At 33.1% G+C, this 18017-nt stretch carries 16 protein-coding genes; 2 read left to right on the top strand and 14 right to left on the bottom strand.

Annotated features, from left to right (window positions below):
• Positions 1–23: 23 nt before the first annotated feature.
• The 11 genes from argS to MN581_RS07445 form a co-directional block, all read right to left on the bottom strand.
• The gene (gene argS / locus MN581_RS07495; protein WP_117973627.1) at positions 24–1718 is read right to left on the bottom strand and encodes an arginine--tRNA ligase; all 1695 of its coding nucleotides are present in this window, start codon (positions 1716–1718) and stop codon (positions 24–26) included.
• 218 nt (positions 1719–1936) lie between these two features.
• On the bottom strand, positions 1937–3397 hold the full coding sequence (locus MN581_RS07490) for a YfcC family protein (protein WP_117973629.1): 1461 nt from the start codon (positions 3395–3397) through the stop codon (positions 1937–1939).
• 57 nt (positions 3398–3454) lie between these two features.
• Positions 3455–4147 carry a Crp/Fnr family transcriptional regulator gene (locus MN581_RS07485; RefSeq protein ID WP_117973631.1) on the bottom strand — a complete coding sequence of 231 codons (693 nt, stop codon included), beginning with the start codon at positions 4145–4147 and terminating at the stop codon, positions 3455–3457.
• Between the two features lie 20 nt (positions 4148–4167).
• Entirely contained in the window at positions 4168–5103 is a 936-nt protein-coding gene (gene arcC / locus MN581_RS07480) for a carbamate kinase (RefSeq protein ID WP_117973633.1), read from the bottom strand.
• 76 nt (positions 5104–5179) lie between these two features.
• A complete protein-coding gene (argF, locus tag MN581_RS07475) occupies positions 5180–6202 on the bottom strand; it encodes an ornithine carbamoyltransferase (protein WP_117973635.1) in 1023 nt (340 codons plus the stop codon).
• Between the two features lie 28 nt (positions 6203–6230).
• The gene (gene arcA, locus MN581_RS07470; RefSeq protein ID WP_117973637.1) at positions 6231–7457 is read right to left on the bottom strand and encodes an arginine deiminase; all 1227 of its coding nucleotides are present in this window, start codon (positions 7455–7457) and stop codon (positions 6231–6233) included.
• A 411-nt stretch (positions 7458–7868) separates the two neighbouring features.
• Positions 7869–8348, bottom strand: coding sequence for an ArgR family transcriptional regulator (locus MN581_RS10165; protein ID WP_117973639.1), 480 nt, complete (start codon positions 8346–8348; stop codon positions 7869–7871).
• 154 nt (positions 8349–8502) lie between these two features.
• The gene (locus MN581_RS07460; RefSeq protein ID WP_241699538.1) at positions 8503–10014 is read right to left on the bottom strand and encodes a phosphomannomutase/phosphoglucomutase; all 1512 of its coding nucleotides are present in this window, start codon (positions 10012–10014) and stop codon (positions 8503–8505) included.
• 1092 nt (positions 10015–11106) lie between these two features.
• Positions 11107–12099 carry a tagatose-bisphosphate aldolase gene (gene lacD / locus MN581_RS07455; protein ID WP_241699537.1) on the bottom strand — a complete coding sequence of 331 codons (993 nt, stop codon included), beginning with the start codon at positions 12097–12099 and terminating at the stop codon, positions 11107–11109.
• Positions 12100–12120: 21 nt separating this feature from the next.
• The gene (locus MN581_RS07450; protein ID WP_241699536.1) at positions 12121–13281 is read right to left on the bottom strand and encodes an SIS domain-containing protein; all 1161 of its coding nucleotides are present in this window, start codon (positions 13279–13281) and stop codon (positions 12121–12123) included.
• A 19-nt stretch (positions 13282–13300) separates the two neighbouring features.
• Positions 13301–14023: a GntR family transcriptional regulator gene (locus MN581_RS07445; RefSeq protein WP_117973647.1), complete on the bottom strand. Its 723-nt coding sequence runs from the start codon at positions 14021–14023 to the stop codon at positions 13301–13303.
• Positions 14024–14194: 171 nt separating this feature from the next.
• Here MN581_RS07445 and MN581_RS07440 point away from each other — a divergent pair, with 171 nt between their 5' ends.
• Positions 14195–14626 (top strand): hypothetical protein, encoded by a 432-nt coding sequence (locus tag MN581_RS07440; protein ID WP_117973649.1) that lies wholly within the window; start codon positions 14195–14197, stop codon positions 14624–14626.
• Between the two features lie 117 nt (positions 14627–14743).
• Entirely contained in the window at positions 14744–15232 is a 489-nt protein-coding gene (locus MN581_RS07435) for an FUSC family protein (RefSeq protein ID WP_241699535.1), read from the top strand.
• Between the two features lie 48 nt (positions 15233–15280).
• Here MN581_RS07435 and MN581_RS07430 read toward each other — a convergent pair whose 3' ends face one another.
• The 3 genes from MN581_RS07430 to MN581_RS07420 form a co-directional block, all read right to left on the bottom strand.
• On the bottom strand, positions 15281–17206 hold the full coding sequence (locus tag MN581_RS07430; protein ID WP_241699534.1) for a heparinase II/III family protein: 1926 nt from the start codon (positions 17204–17206) through the stop codon (positions 15281–15283).
• A gap of 72 nt (positions 17207–17278) precedes the next feature.
• Positions 17279–17554: a preprotein translocase subunit YajC gene (gene yajC / locus MN581_RS07425; RefSeq protein WP_117973655.1), complete on the bottom strand. Its 276-nt coding sequence runs from the start codon at positions 17552–17554 to the stop codon at positions 17279–17281.
• A gap of 3 nt (positions 17555–17557) precedes the next feature.
• Positions 17558–18010, bottom strand: coding sequence for a PTS sugar transporter (locus tag MN581_RS07420; RefSeq protein WP_117973657.1), 453 nt, complete (start codon positions 18008–18010; stop codon positions 17558–17560).
• Between the last annotated feature and the right edge of the window lie 7 nt (positions 18011–18017).

Here is an 18017-nt window from a genome sequence, read left to right as displayed (position 1 = left end):
AGAGGTTTCCCTCTTCTTTTTTATTACATGTTATCTGGTGATTGAATACCAAGTAAACGCAATCCTTCTTTAAGTACAACGGATACTGAATAGACTAAAGCAAGGCGTGCATCTTTTTGACTGTTATCTTCTAAGATTTTTGTTTTTGAATAATACTTATTAAATTTTTGAGCTAAATCGATCACGTATTTAGCCACTACAGAAGGCTCATATTTACGATAAGCTTCTTGTACTTTATTTGGGAAATTATATAAAGCTTTCACAACTTCCCATGATTCATCATCTGATAGTGAGTAATTTGCCTCACTAGTTGGAGCGATCCAGTCGGCTTTTCTTAAAATACTTTCACATCTTGAACGAGTATACTGGACGTATGGTCCTGTTTCTCCCTCAAACTGGATAATATGGTCTAGGTTGAAGTCAAAATTATTTAGACGATCATTTTTAAGGTCATGGAACACAACTGCCCCAACACCCACTTGATGTGCTACTTCTTCTTTGTTTTCTAATGTTGGATTCTTTTCATTGATAATGTTTTGTGTTGCATTAATGGCTTCATTCAACACTTCTTCCAACAGAATAACATTTCCTTTACGTGTCGATAACTTTTTACCATTTGATGTAATCAAGCCAAATGGAATATGTTTAATGTCATCTGACCACTCGTAACCCATCTCTTTTAGCACAGCTTTTAATTGTTTAAAATGAATAGATTGCTCGTTTCCTACAACATAAATTGATTCGTCGAAATCATAATTTTCTTTACGATACATAGCTGCCGCTAAATCACGTGTAATATAAAGTGTTGCGCCGTCTGATTTTCTAATCAACGCTGGATTCAAGTCATATTTTTCAAGATTTACAATATCTGCACCATCATCAGAAACTAATAATTCTTTCTCAAGTAACCTATCTATAACTGGTTGCATTTTATCATTGTAGAAGGCTTCACCATTATATGAATCAAACTCAATCCCTAACATATCATATACTTTTTGGAATTCTTTTAGTGATTCTTCACGGAACCATGTCCATAATTCGATAGCTTCAGTATCACCATCTTCTAGCTTTTTAAACCATTCACGTGCTTGGTCATCAAGTTCAGGGTATTTTTCGGCTTCTTCATGGAAATGAACATATAAAGCAAGTAACTCACTAATTGGGTTTTCTTTGACTTTTGCTTCGTCTCCCCATTTTTTATAAGCCACAATTAATTTACCAAATTGTGTTCCCCAGTCACCAACGTGATTGATTTTAACAGGTGTATAACCCACTTTGTCAGCTAATTCGGCTAATGAATTTCCAATAACTGTTGAACGTAAATGCCCCATTGACATTGGTTTCGCAATATTTGGTGAAGACATATCAATGACAACATTTTTCTCTTGACCCAAAGTTGAATCACCATAATGATTTTTTTCAGATACTACTTCATTTAACACTGCGTTACTCACTTCTGATTTTTTAAGGAAGAAGTTGATATACCCTCCCATTGGAGTAATTTGTTCGTAATTTTTTGTGTCAATTTCTTTTGATAATTCTTCTGCAATGACATTTGGTGCTTTCCTTTGAATTTTAGATAAAGAAAACACTGGGAAAGAATAATCCCCATGGCTACTCATTTTAGGTTTTTCAATTAGGTTTAAGATTTCCTCATAACTCAATTGCTCACCTAGTACTGCTGCTAAATCTTTAGCAATCATTTCTTTAAAATCCATAAATAAACCCCCTCGTTTTAATAAAAAAACGTCTCCTATTAAGTTAATATCTTAATAGGAGACGTCATAAATATTCATAAATCAAGTTTTTTATTCAATATAGTATCCTTAAAAACAGTCTACGATTCGATTGACTAAAACTTATTTTATTATCATTTATAGTTATTAATGAACATCATTCCTACTGTGTTCATTGTATCAAGAATTATCATAAAAATCTAACTAAAAATAAGCATTGCCCCAATTAAAATAATTAGATTTATAATCGTCATAATTATCAATGGTTTTGTTATAAATTTCACCCAAGTTGCATAATTAACTTTAGAGATTTCCAATCCTCCCATAACAACACCTGATGTTGGTGTGATTAAGTTAACCAACCCACACCCTGAAGCAAAAATCATTACCATAACATCTGGGCTTAATCCAACTTCTTTAGCTAACGCTCCCATAACTGGAATTGATACATACGCTAATCCTGAGGTAGATGGAATAAGGAATGACAAGAATAAGTACAATACAAATGCCCCAATGACAAATAATACTGGAGATAAATCTTTTAACATATTTGCCGCACGGTCTAAAATTAATAAATCTAGGTGGGTAGTAGACATCAATACTGACGCTCCACGAGCAACAACGATGATTAATACAACAGATAACATGTCTGCACACCCTGCAACAAATTCGTTAACAATATCTTTTTCTGGAATTTTATTAACAACAGCAATGATGACTGCCATAATAAAGAACCACATTGCCAAATCACCAAAGTACCATTCACCAAAACTATTACCTGTAAGAACCGCTGTCCAACCATCAAAAATCTTAATACCAAAGTCTTGCCAAGGAATTAATGATACAATCATGACAACAAACGTTACAGCAAATAACATCAAAACAGTTTTATGTTTTTTGGTAAATTCTAATTCAGTAGTTCCTTTTTGACCATAAGTTTCTTCCATTTCTTCTCGTTCTTGAAGAGATAAAATGGAAGAACCTTTATCTGCTTTTACTTTTTTCGCATAACCAGTCACAATATAGATAGAAAACGCAGTAGTTGTAATCCACAAAACAGTACCCACGCCTAGGATAACACCGACATTCGGTTGAATGCCTATCCCTTTTAACGCATCCATCGCTGTACCGGTTGAGAATGGGTTGACAGTTGATCCAATTACTCCTGAGCCAGATCCTAAAAGAATCGTTCCTACTGTCACAATGGAGTCAAACCCCGAAGCAACCATCGTTGCTCCAAGCAAAGCATAAAATGGAATCGTTTCTTCACTCATACCATAAGTTGATCCACCGATTGAGAATAATATCATCAAAATAACAATAATAACGATTTCATTACCTTTTAATTTTTTTACAACATTTTGAATTCCGGCTTCAAGAGCCCCTGTTGATGTTACAATATTTAAAAAACCACCCAATACTAAAATAAACACGCAAATGTCAATTGCTTCTTTAAATCCATTAAATGGTGCCATGACAACATCTGACACTGTTGCCCCAACAACATGATCAATCATTTCTTTTCCGCCATCAATCATTTGTGGCGTAAATGTTTGGCCATTTAATAACTTTGTGATAATACCTAATACAATGATAATAATAAACAAAATACTAAATGAAGTTAGTTGTTTTTTTTGCTTTTTCTGTTTTGTCTCAGCCATGTCTTTTTATGTATAACAGCTTGTCGTTGTTATACCTCTCCTCTCCATAAATTATTATTAATCGGTTAGAATCTTTTTGAAGAAATCAATATCTAAGAAACTAAAATACTTTCTGTTATATTTTATTTTTTTTTCTTTTATCAATTGTTTAATGACACCACTGGCTGTTTCTCTGGTCGTTCCACTTGACTTTGCTATATCACTAATTGTAATAGGATAAGGAACAGTCACTATTTTTATAGGGTACTGAACCTCACCTAAATTTTTAAAAATAATAGCCAGTGTAGTAACTACTCTGTAATACGAATTACTCATGTTACTTTTTTGTACCTTAATTATTTGAAGTTTCATAATTTCTGATTGATCATTTACTAATTGGATAAGTTGCGAACTATTTTTCCCAATAATCTCTTCATAAGTTTTAGTTGGAATCAAGACAATATCAATATCTGAATAGGCGACACAGGACAAAAAATATTTTGCATCGCTAAATAAACCAATCTTAGGGATTATGGTTTTAGGCTTCACAAAATCTAAACAAGAAAAAGAATCTGTGTTATCTATTTTTTCTAACCGTATAACACCTGATTTTAAGAAGAAAACATGATTACGTTCATCGCCTGGATAAAATAAAACTTGTCCTTTTTTATAATGGCGAACTAAACAGACATCATTTAATTTCGTTATATCTTGTGCTGATAAGTATTGAAATTCTCTATATTGCGTACTAATTTCTTTTTCTACACTCATCTAACCAACCTTTACAAATATTATAGTGTAACGATTGTTCCGACAGAATTTGATCCATTAAACTCGCCTAAGCATTCTAATGAGGTAATCACTGCTTGTTTACCTGGATTATTTTTTGCAAATTGAATAGCCGCTTCAATTTTTGGTAACATACTACCCGGTGCAAAATGACCTTCTAATTTGTATTTTTCTAAATCAGCAACAGTGACATTCGTTAATTTTTCTTCATTTTCTTTACCATAGTTAATATAAACATTATCGACACCTGTCAAAATAACAAACATGTCAGCTTCGACAAGATGTGCTAATTTTTCTGATGCAAAATCTTTATCGATAACTGCTTCAACTCCTTTTAAGTTGCTTCCAACAACTGGAATTCCTCCACCACCACAAGAAATTGTGATAACATCATTATTTACTAAAGTGTTGATTGAGTCTGCTTCACAAATATCAATAGGTTTCGGACTAGCAACCACTTTACGCCAACCTCTACCAGCATCTTCTTTGAATACTGAACCAGTTTTTTCCTCTTCTTCTTTTGCTTGTTCTTCTGTTAAGAAGGGGCCAATTGGTTTTGTTGGGTTTTTAAATGCTGGATCATTTTCATCTACAACAACTTGAGTTAATAATGCTGCCACATCTTTTTGAATATTTGCATCTCTTAATTCATTTGCCATAGCATTTGACAACCAATATCCAATACTTCCTTGAGTCATTGCCACACATGTATCAAGTGGTAATGCAGGATTACTTGGTGAATCTGCTGCTTGTTGTTGTAATAACAGATTTCCTACTTGTGGACCATTACCATGTGAGATAATTAATTTAAAACCTTGCTTAACTAAAGCTACTAGGTATTTTGATGTTTGAATCAATGCTTGTTGTTGTGCTTGTGCACTAGCATCATCGGATAGAATCGCATTGCCTCCTAAAGCTACAACGATTTTTTGTTCCATAAAGAAAAACTCCTCTCCATCAATTAAATTTACTTTTAAAAAAAGCAGCATGTAAAACATGCTGCTTAAACGTTTTTTATACTCGTGGTATGAATAGATTACCTAGAGTAGCAGCCATAATAGCTTTAATTGAATGCATTCTATTTTCTGCTTCTTCAAATTGACGTCCATATTTACTTCTGAATACTTCGTCAGTAATCTCCATCTCAGAGATTCCAAATTTTTCTGCAACCATCTGTCCATATTCAGTTTCTGTGTCATGGAATGCTGGTAAACAATGAAGAACAATTAATTCACCATCTGTATTACCTGTTTTATTTACCATATCCATATTAATTTGGTATGGAGTTAATAAGTTAACACGTTCTTCAAACTTATCTTCTTCACCCATAGATACCCATACGTCTGTGTATAAAACATTCGCATCTTTTACTGCTTTATCTACGTCATCAGTAATCATTAATTGACTTCCTGATTTTTCAGCAAATTTCGTTGCATAGTTTACCACATCATCAGCTGGGAATAATGATTCTGGTGCACAGATTCTTACGTTAACACCTAAGATAGCTCCAGTTACTAATAAACTGTTTGCCATGTTGTTACGTCCGTCTCCAACATATACTAATGTTATACCTTCTAAACGACCGAAATTTTCTTTTATTGTCATAAAATCTGCGATCATTTGTGTAGGATGCCATTCATCTGTTAAACCGTTCCATACTGGGACACCAGAATATTTAGCTAGTCCTTCTACTACTTCTTGGCTAAAACCACGAAATTCGATTCCATCGAACATGCTTCCTAAAACAATTGCCGTATCTTCAACTGATTCTTTTTTACCTAATTGAATATCATTTTTTCCTAAATACTCAGGATGAGCCCCTAAATCAATTGCAGCTGTTGTAAACGCCGATCTAGTTCTTGTTGAAGTTTTTTCAAATAATAATGCAATATTTTTTCCTTCTAAGTAATGATGAGGGATATTACGTTTTTTCAAATCTTTTAAATGAATTCCAAAGTCAATTAGATATTCTAATTCTGCTTTCGTAAAGTCCTTTTCAGCTAATAAGCTACGTCCTTGAAATACTGATGATGTCATTTTAGTTCTCCCCTTTAATTTAATTTTTTTAAATTTCTTCTCTTTCTAATGGCATGCTCATACATCTTGGGCCACCACGACCACGGACTAATTCACTTCCTGGTACATAATTCAACTTAACGCCTGCTTCTTCTAATAATTTATTTGTAATTAGGTTTCTATCATAAACAACTACTTCACCTGGTGCGATAGCTAATGTGTTCGAACCATCATTCCACTGTTCTCTAGCAGCAGCAGTTAAGTTACCGCCACCACAACGGATTAAATGTACTTTCCCTAATCCTAAATATTTACATAAAATATTTTCTAATGTATCTTCTTCTTTAACTATTTGCATTTCACCATTATCATCTTGTGAAATAGAGTAAACTGTCAATTCCCCCTCAATTTCTGGGTGAATTGAAAATTTATCATAATCAACCATTGTAAACACTGTATCTAAATGCATAAATTTACGATACTCACCGATATTAAACGCTAAAATATGTTTGAATCCAATATTTTCATCAAAAATATTTTTTGCCATTTTTTGGATAGACGCTGCATCTGTTCTTTGAGAAATACCTATCGCTAACACATCTTTACTTAAAACTAATTCATCTCCACCCTCGATACGAGTTGTTTCTGTTCTATTGTATACTCGAGGAACATTTTTTCCTGCAAATCTTGGATGATAATCAAATATATACTGAGCGAATATTGTTTCGCGATTCCGTGTTTCTGCATACATATGGTTAATTGATACTCCGTTACCAATAGTAGCAAATGGATCACGAGTGAAATACAAGTTAGGCATTGGATCAATAACAAATGGATAAGATGATTCAACCATGTCTGTTAAGTTATTCATTTCAAAATCTGGCAACTCAACTTTTTGCATACCTGCCATTGCTTTGTCAATTAAATCGCGATTAGTTGGTAATGATAATAGAATTTCTTTTGCTTTTTCTTTAGCAGTTGTGCTCTTAATGTCTGCTTCTTCTAGGTATTGATCAACAAATTTCATTTTAACTTCATCATTAATCAACGCCTCCGCCGCTAAATCTTCTAAATAAACTACCTCCACGTCTTTGGATCTTAACAAGTCAGTAAATGCATCATGTTCTTTTTGTGCTTGTTCCAAATAAGGAATATCATCAAATAATAACCTTTCTAAATAATCAGGCATTAAATTTTCTAATTCTCCACCTGGTCGATGCACCAAAACCGTTTTCAATTTACCGATTTCTGAAAAAACTTTGATTGGACTTTCCATGTCAAAAACCTCCTTACGTTGTTTACATTCATAGATTAACAAATAGTTTATTTTTGAACAATCTTGAAGTTAGAATTATAAATGCGAAGTATGCATCATTATGTCAATCACTGGATATAAAATACACAAAAACCTATTAAACACCACTAACTTCCCATTATAGATAAATATTTACCCATATTTATTTTTTTTATTCATAAAAAATATCAAAAAATGTAAGCGCTTGTTTTTTTAATTTTATACAACACTTTTTTCATTAATACATTTACATAAATTGTTAATCTATATATATGTCGTTAATATAGTTATAGTAAAATAAATAAGCCGATATTATTTAAAAGTAACATAACATCAGCTTATTTTAAAAAATATGTGAATCTTTTATCAATTGACGCTTAATTATTAAAAATACTATGCTGGAAAAAGGAAGCGTTCAAAATATTCATTTACAACTGCTGCATCTTCTGGGGACTTCGATAAAATCAAAATCGTATCATCTCCTGCAATACATCCCACAATTTCATCAAATGATTGTCTAACACTATCGATCAGCACACCAATTAGTTGTCCATTACCAGGTAAAACTGTTAAGACATTTGTAAATTCAATCTGATTTAGCGAGACACCTGTTTCAGAAACGGCGCTAATCAAACGTTCCTCATTGGTTAATTTCTTAGAAGTCAGAACCGAGTTGTTTAGCAGACGATAGTAAGAACTGCCATTGGTATTATGACTTTTTATTATATTTAACTCTCTCATATCTCTAGATATCGTTGATTGCGTAGCATTTACATCGTGTTGTTTCAATAAATTAATTAAATCTGATTGTTTTTCTATGTTATGTTCGGAGATAATTTTTTTTAAAACGGCTTGACGTGTTTGCTTATTCACCTTTATCCTCCTTGATGATTAGTTTTTCCAAATAACAGTTCAAATATTTTTATAAAAATCTCATACTAAGATAACTTAACCCAGTTACAATACTAATCTTACTAGATAAAATTTAAGTCATCAATCTTTATTTAAAGGTTATTTTCAATTAAGCCTATACCTTCAATTTATTTGTTAATTTATCTGTATTTAAAAAATCATATTGTGAGAAGAATGAAGACAATTTTTCTAATACTAATTGATTTTTTCCAACTTCATCATTTTCAACTTGAAGAACTAATAATGGTTCATGTAAACTCATACGTAATAAAAACCATCCTAGACCAAATTTTCCACTCACATTGACGCGAATTCCTTCTTCATTATCCATATCAATACTAAAACCTTGCGTTTCTGACACCAAATCATGCATCGCAGCAATAACCGATTCTCCTGATATTCGGTAATCTTCACCGCTAATTTTAAATCGAATTTCAGTTGTTTCTTCAGGTTGTTTTAAGTTGGCAATCAGGTTACTCAATTCTTGATTGTTTTCTTTTAATTTTGGTAATAACATCAAGATTTTTGCTACAACATAAGCTCCATCATCTAAGAAATAATTTTCTTTAAACGCAGCATGGCCACTTGTTTCAATAGATAGCGGTACATTGATTCCTTGATTATTTAATTCAATTCCTTTATTAATAACATTACGATACCCACATAAGTAACGAACTTGTTTTCCATCTAAACTTTCAATAAAATCTTTTAAGTGGCTAGACGTCGGTGAATTCGTTACAATTGTTGCCCCAGGAGACTCTTCTAACACAATATGAGATAATACCGCTATTAAATTATTACGATTAATCACTTCACCTGTTTTGTCCACTACAGCTGCTCTATCAACATCCGTATCAAAAATCACACCTAAATCAGCTTGTTGATTTAAAACAGCTTGTTTAATACTCTCCATAGCTTCTTTGTTATCTGGATTTGGGATATGATTAGGAAAATGACCATCAGGATTTAAAAATTGACTACCTGTTGTGTCTGCTCCTAATACTTCTAATACTTTTTCAGCAAAAAAACCTCCCGCCCCATTTCCAGCATCTAAGACAATGCGAAATCCTTTAAGCGGCTCTTTGCTTCCAGTTTCTTTTTGTATTTTCTCTACTAAATCATTTGCATACGCTGATATCACTTCTCGTTTTTCAAGTGTTCCTTTTATCTCATTGTCTTCCATATGTGCGAGAGCATGTTCTAAAATGAACGCGATATCTTCATGCTCTGCTCCACCATCTTTGGTAAATAATTTAATCCCATTATAATAAAAAGGCAAGTGACTTGCTGTGATCATGATACCAGCGTCTGCATTGAATGAGTCAAATTGCGTAGCCATAAACATAGCTGGAGTTGTTGATAATCCTGTATCTATCACATGAACATCTTCTGTTAATAACGACTGAATCAGTCCCTCTTTTATCAAGTCTCCAGACAAACGGCTATCTTGTCCGATAGCAATCCTAATAGGTGAATGTGTCACTTTTTTCTCTGTTCTTAACCAAACAACTATTCCTTTAGCAATTTGTTTTGCTTGCTTTGCTTCTAAATTAGCTTCAAACCCCTCAGCAGAAATTGCTATACCTCGAATATCAGAACCATTTTGTAATCGTTTTAACTCTGTCATATAGACATCCTCCTAGTTAGATACTTATTTCACCTTAACACTATATCTATGATTTATATAGTTATGTGTCATACAAACATTATATCAAAAAAACACCTAACTTTTCCTTTTTACTTTATTTTCATAAACGTTTAAAAAGACAATAAATTTTGTTTTAACAAACCTTATCGTCTTTATTATTATTTATCGATAAAAATATTATCATAAACTTGATTAAATTGGGTCTCATCAACATAACCTGTCGTTTCCTCCATTGCAGTCAACATTCATAAAGTCATTTCATACTTTAAAATGTCTTCTATGGATAACTATTTAGCTAACCCAATCGTAAGCCCCGATAAATTTAAATCGCCACTTCCTGCCGGATTTGTTAGGAATTTTAACTCGGTAAAATGAGTCTTCGTATTTCACAAACGCCCCACTTTTACCTAGTGACAAAGTGATTAACATCACAGCCTTAAATAAGGGATGCCTTAACCTGGTACATTGGCATAATCTTCTGTTACTTTTTCTCCAATTAAAGCCTGTAATTCATCATTATGAGATTTGATGGCATGAGGTTTATATTTCCTTGTTAAATACTATCTCCTGACGTGTCTAAGATTACTTTTATTTGACTGTCAGATAATAGCATCCAACAATTGTGAATAGTAATATTCTGACACACCTTTTGGTAAGCTTCCTGATAATGTCACAACATGTCTTAGTTAAGTTTAAAAAATGGTTTCAAACGCGACAAGGTCTTATTCAGTGATAATCGGACCAAAATCCAACATTTCTGTTTGTTTATGGTTATCATGCCATATTGCAATACAATTTCGTGTGTCACCTTGTATATTGGAAAAATCATGCTTAATCCCTTCCTTGGAGAGTTTCTCTCGAATAAAATCACCTCACACACCACCTAACAGTCCAGTACTAATAACTTCTTCTTCCATTTGATGAATCACTCGTGTCACCTTTAATCCTTTACCACCCGCTGTTTTTTTACCTGATCACAACGATTGACATCGTCAATTATCAATGTACTTAATGGATACGAAATGTCGACTGATGGGTTCATCGTAACTGATACAATCATTTTTTCACCCACTATGATAATTTATTATGCCAAGATGAAGCTGTCGCATTTAGAGCATCATTTAGCTCATCCATATTTTGTTTACCTTGTGTGTTTAACCACTCAATAGCGGCTTTTTTTCCTTCTTTGACAAATACTTCGACACTGTCTTTCCATGTTGCACGGCCACACAGAACCCCATTAAATGTTGACTCTGCCTCTTTTGCAAAATACAACGTGTCTTGGAATAATTTCGCACTCACGCCTGCACTTAAAAAGATAAACGGCAAGTGTGTGCTGTCACTTTGTTCTTTGAAATAGTTTAACGCTTCTTCTTTTGTATATACTACATCAGTTGCCTCTTTAGCGAATCCTTCCACATAATTCATGTTCACTGGCACTTCTACTTTTAATACATCCACTTGATAACGATTTTGTGAGAATTCTTTCATCATCTCATTGACTTTATGCGGTTTAACTTTTGCGTAATCTTTTCCTTTTGCATCATCTATTAGAGCATCATAAGTTAATAATTCAAGATAAAACGGCATATCTTCAGCCACGCATTCTGACCCGATACGTTCCACAAATGCTTGTTTACGCTCATTAATCTCATCAGACTCATCCACATCATAATAAAGCAAGAATTTCACCGCATCAGCTCCAGCTTCTTTCAATCGTAGCGCTGACCATTCAGGTAATAAATCAGGGAAACGTCCTGGTTCAGTCGCATCATATCCTGTTTTTTCATAAGCTAATAACAATCCTGCATCATCTACTTTTACTTTTGAAGCAGGCAAACCGTATTCTGGATCTAATAAAATCGAAGAGGAGTAAGGGGTTAAATATTCAGAAATAAGTTCTTTAAACTCGACAATCGCCGATTTAACATCTCCATTAAATCCTTGTTCTGACAACATACGTTTCAATGCCCCACGTTGGTCAATAGCAAGAGCCGCGATGATGCCGTCTTTTGTCGATAAATGAGTCATACGCGCTAATTTGTTTTCACTGATTTTTTTCATGATAATAATCCCTCTTTCGTATTAGTTAAATGGATGAATCGTAACACCTTGAACAACGCGATTAACTGTTCCTGTGGGTGATGGTGTGTCTGGTTTATTCTTAACTTTCACTGATGTTAATAAGGCAATGATTTGTGCAATCATCACTAAAGGCAACGCTAAAAATCCGTCTGCCAATTGATAATCATTTGTGAGCGATATATTTTTTCCGCTATATTGTGTTTTATTTTGTGATAAAGCAATTGTTTCGACTGCTATAGCGTTTCCATTAATTTCTTCCAAAATATCCACATCATACTGACTAGTGTATGTGTCATTGCTAATGAACCCAAATAATACTGTTTTATCATCCACAAATGATTTAGGGCCATGTCTAAACCCTAATGAAGAATCAAATACTGTTGCGATTTTTCCTGCTGTTAATTCTAGTAATTTCAACTGAGCTTCTCTTGTTAAGCCTGATAGACTCTCAGATCCTAAATAAACAACTCGATTGAAATCTTGCGCTACAATATTAGACAGCGTATCTTCCATCGTGACTACTTGTTCTCCCATATTTACTATCGTCGATACAATCGTTTCGTGATCAGTGTGAACCAAATCAAAGATTAATAAAGCAGCCAAGGTCATACAAGAAAAACTTCCTGTCATAGCAAACCCTTGATCATTCGAACGAGTTGGCATTAACATAACAAAAGAATTTTTATCATCTTTAGCATTAACTGCAAGTTTTCCCTCAGGAGCACAACTAATAATCAAATGCTTCACATTTTTTACAACTTGATTGGCTAAATCTATCGTCGCGACACTTTCAGGACTATTCCCACTTCTTGCAAAAGACACAAGTAACGTTGGAGAATCTTCTTTAAAATAATTTAAAGGCGCTGACACGATATCAGTTGTTGGGATAGCTTCAAAAATAAAATCAGATGTATTCCCATAACGTGTTAAATGGGGTTTAACAAGATCTCCCACGTATGCAGACGTTCCTGCTCCCGTAAAAATCACACGAATTTTTTCAGTTGTTTCTTTTTTAAACCCTTCTAAAAAAGCCTCTAAACTTTCTTTATGAGAATTAAAAATTTCAAGTGTTTCATTCCATAATTCTGGTTGTTGCTTAATTTCATTTGTTGTAATCACTGCACCTATCTCTTCTAACTGTTGGTTAGTCCAATCTAACATGTAAAGCACTCCTTCTCATTTAATTTTTATGGTGTAATACTTTGTATCTAAATTGATCGGCTCTTGCCACACTTAATGTGTATTCAATGATTTCATTTTCTTGATTCACTGTTTTTCTGACTAAGTTTAAAGCAGCTGAACCTATTGGGACTTCAATGTATTCGGCATCTTTATCACTCACAATGCTGGCATAAAATTCTTCTTCCGCGTATTTTATTCGTTGATTATATGTGTCATAAAACACATCATACATTGGCTTTTCTTCCAACATCTCACTTGTTAACCCTTCAAAACGTTTGTATGGTAAATACGTTCTTTCTAACATCATTGGCTCCCTATCGGCTAATCTTAATCGTTTAATTTTAATTAACTGACTTCCCTTATGTACTCCCAGTTGTTCACTTAAATAGTTATTACTTTCAACAACTAAAAATTCTAAAATTTTTGTTGAGGGTTCTTTTCCTAAAGACTTCATTTGTTCTGTAAAACTGTAGGCTCCTGTTAGGTTTAAAATGCTATCTGATACACCAGAAACAAACGTTCCTTTGCCATGTTTTTTATAGATAAACCCTAAATTTTCCAATTCTTGTAAAGCTAATCTAACGGTTGTTCGACTAACACCGTGAATCTCTGCTAACTCTCTTTCTGATGGTAATAAATCATGCGCTTGATGTTCTTTTTCAATAGATTCTTTTAATTCATCAACTAGTTGACCATATAATGGTTGCTTCTTATTTTTCATATTCTTCTCCTAATACCACTTTTAATACCAACTGGTAGTAACCACTTATATTATCAATTATTTGTTATTAAATGTCAAGGGTGACATGGATTTAAAACAGACTTATTTACTCTAAATAGGGGATAAAACTGGTTATTCTGCTATAATATAACCATGAAAAGGAGTGTTTTAATGACGTACTTTAAACATCTATTTACCACAAGAAAAACAAATGATTCCTTTCTCCGTCTTTTAGGAGCTGGATTGGCCATGTTTATCACACTTTTATTTGCTATCGTATTAGATAATACTTTGATTGCGACAATTGGCATTATAGGGGCCTTCTCTTATTTGTATTTTCAATATACATTGGTTAAACAAAATTTTATTTATATATTAGGACACGGTGTTAGCTTGTACTTAGCATTTACACTAGGCATACTATCTAGTTATAAAACGGAAATGATTCCCTTCTTAATAAGCAATATCTCTTTTATCTGTTTCATTACAACGAAATTATTTAATGTTCCAAAACCTGATTACTTTTTTATTTTAATGTTATTTGCTACAGGAACTAACTTAAAGAATACTCATAATGTATTACAAACAAGTCATTATTTATGATACGGTATTTTAGGAGCTATTATTTCTGGTATCATTATTTCGTTATTATTAAAATTACCATTCAACCAACAATTAAAAACTAATAATAAACTGAGTGTACAAGACAAGTATTATATTATGATCTATAAAGACCCTGATATTATATTAAAAGCATTGCAATTTTCTTCTATCATTTTCTATTCAGCTTACCTTTCAACTCTGTATAATGAGCAAAACGGCTATTGGATTTTAATTACTTCTGTCGCTATTTTAGGTGGAGAAAACATGGGTGATATCAAAATCTGTTCTCACCAAAGATTAATTGGTAGTATTGTCGGTTTAGTACTAGGTGTTATTTTAATTAACTTATATTTACCAAAAATCATTATCTATTTATCGGTTGTGTTACTAAATATTGGTGTTGTATTTTTCATACCAAGAAATTATGCCATCGCCAATTTTTTTACTAATCCACAAATCTTATTATTAAGTACCTTGAACTCTACCTCTGTCAACCTATTAATCGTACCTTACCGTTTACTTACTACTCTTATCAGTGTCTTCATTGTGTTAATACCCATGTATTTATTTGATTACGGGCTATCTATTTCAAAAAAACAATACTAAAAACCACCACTTTACGGCTTAAAGCATAGTAAAGTGGTGACTTCATTTTTAAAACAATCTCATATAATTCTCTTCATTGTTTCTATCTATTTTCACAACACCGAATTGTCCATAGACTGGATGTCCATCTATTTTATATAATTTGTGGCCTGAATAAGTATCTTCAATCATCGAATAAATCAACCACTCTTGTCCATCTATTGTGATTGCCATTCCGTAACATTTTTCCTCTGAGCATAACTTATTATCAGTTTTTTGTACTGTGGTTTCTTTGACTACAACATTACTGTATTTAGTCAGAACAGTATATTGAGTTGGTTGACTACTTGTTGCCATAATTTTTTCATTAACAACTAAATCATTGTATGTTGGGGCAAAAAAACTTTCTTCTACATGTATTGATTCTTCACTGAAATAGGCATAATATCGCTTATTTTTTATATCCAAGCTAACATGATCCTGTTCTTGTCGTGCTTTTATCTTTGGATTTAAATTAAAATAGCGCGTCATATTAGAAAATGCATTATCTCCTATATCAACAACCTGATCTAAAATGATAAAACTATCTAATTCTTTTATATATAATACTGTCCGCACGACTTTAAAATCTCCATTAACTTGAGTGTCGATGTACGCACTTCTTACGGACCAAAAACGATCATCTTCATAGACACGGTTAGATAAACTTGTTGGAACAGCTTCAAATCCCCATGAATCCACGACCTCACCAAATGGATGACTATTTATCACAACGGTATTGTGTTGCGGTGCTTCTTTTAATAAATATCTAAGCGGTGACTCGACGTAAGTTAAACGTCCGCTATCTACCAAGATATTATCACCACCAAGTGTGACATCAATGTGGCATAAACTAAGATGCCCATGCCCGCTCCCTAATGGGCCATTGTATAAATGGGCGTACGATGACATAGAATCCCAATCATTGTGGTAATAATAATTCCCTGTAAAATCATCCGTCATTGTCTTAGGAAATTCCTCATCTACACACTGAATTATATTTTTTTCCCATGTTGAATAATCTATCTCACGGTGACTAAAGTAAAGAAGTAAATAATCAACCGTTACATGATTGGCAAAAAGCGGCGGCAAAGATTGTTGGTAGAGTAGCGATAAAGTTTGCATCACATCATCTATTCTCATCTCATCTGTGTCCCCTTGTAGAATAGTCGTCCCTTCTGGTGTCACAAAATGTGGCATAAAATGATACATAGACAAAATCTTTTCTTCTAATAATATTTGTACGGGATAATCTTTTAGTACATCACTTTGGTGGATACACACAATACTTCGTAGCACTTCCATAAAATATAATGGCGACTGTTCCCAGTGATTACCAGATGGTTGGATTTGTAGGTGTAATTGATGTGTTAAACGACTAAGCATGCGTCGGTACACACTTGACTCACACATGTCACTCGCACGATGAGAAATGATAAAAAATCCAGCAACAATCAATATCCCCCAATTACTCAAATCATACTTCTCGATATAGTCATCATCCAAATAGTTTAATTGTTGATAGATACTCTGTTTTATTTTTTCATTATCAGGTACACTGAGTAACAATTCTTGGTCCAAATAGCGAATCATAATCTCCCAATACATCAAACGAATTCCTGTATCAATGGTTCGCCAATTTTCGGACGTTTGATTTTGAGTAATCCAATCTAGCAATAAATTTTTCCCTTTTTGTAAATAAATACTGTCCCTTGTGATATCAAAACTTAGACACAAATCTAGTAAATATTCTTGACGATTAAGCATATAATTCCACTCTTCATCTTCAAATGGGACATGTGTCCAGTCAATGCCATCAACAAACGCAATAATGTCACGGCATGGTTCCATATCATATGGGTGAATAAATTGAAATTTGTTTTCTAGTAATAACTGACTATTCGTATGCATCAACATGATATTTGCCTCTTGTTTATCAAAAAATGTCCTCTTCATTCTCTCGTCTCCTCTAACAAAAAGAAGCCACGTTCATCTATATAATAGAGTTATCGTGACTTCTTTACTTGATTATTTTTCTTCGTTGTATCGACCAATGAGTGAGTGTTTATCCACTCGAATAATGGTATCTTTAGCTATTTTTAGATGAACAATATGTTCGTCAATTCGACTAATTTTTCCAATAATCCCACTATTCATCATGACTTGGTCACCAACTGATAATTCATTTAAAAAAGATTGCATATCAACTAATTGCTTTTGTTGATATTTTTTCTTTGCAAGGGGTAAAACAACAACATAAAGTATGACAAGCAGTATGAGTAAGATAATCCCGAATGTTTTCATATTTTAGATACCTTCTTCTTCAGTAACCGATACATCTTCCACTTTTTCTTCAGAAATATCAGGCATTACCATCAACATTTCTTTGCTTTCAGCCATACTATTTGACAGCTCAACAGAAACATTATCTGTCGTTAAAATACCCATGCTGTTTTTCATATATAAATCTAAAATTAGATTTAAGGACACACTAGATAAGATAAATTGATTTTTTTTGCCTAGTTCTAATAACAAACGTGTTGCGATTTGATGAGGCGCGCCCCCTGTCATATCAGCAAAAATCAAGACATTGTCATTTTCTGTTAAAAAGGCTGTTAATTGTTGTTCGTACTCTCCATGAGTTAAATTGTGATCTAAATCAAAATAGTGTAACTGTTCATTACTTCCTGATAATAATTTTAAAGCTGAACAAATACCTGACGGGAAATTCCCATGACCGACTATGCATACTTTAAACATTTTTATT

The organism is Vagococcus sp. CY53-2 (assembly GCF_022604695.1).
Taxonomy (GTDB): Bacteria; Bacillota; Bacilli; order Lactobacillales; family Vagococcaceae; genus Vagococcus.
The sequence above is the reverse complement of the archived record's forward strand: the minus strand, read 5'-3'. Positions and strand labels throughout refer to the sequence as shown.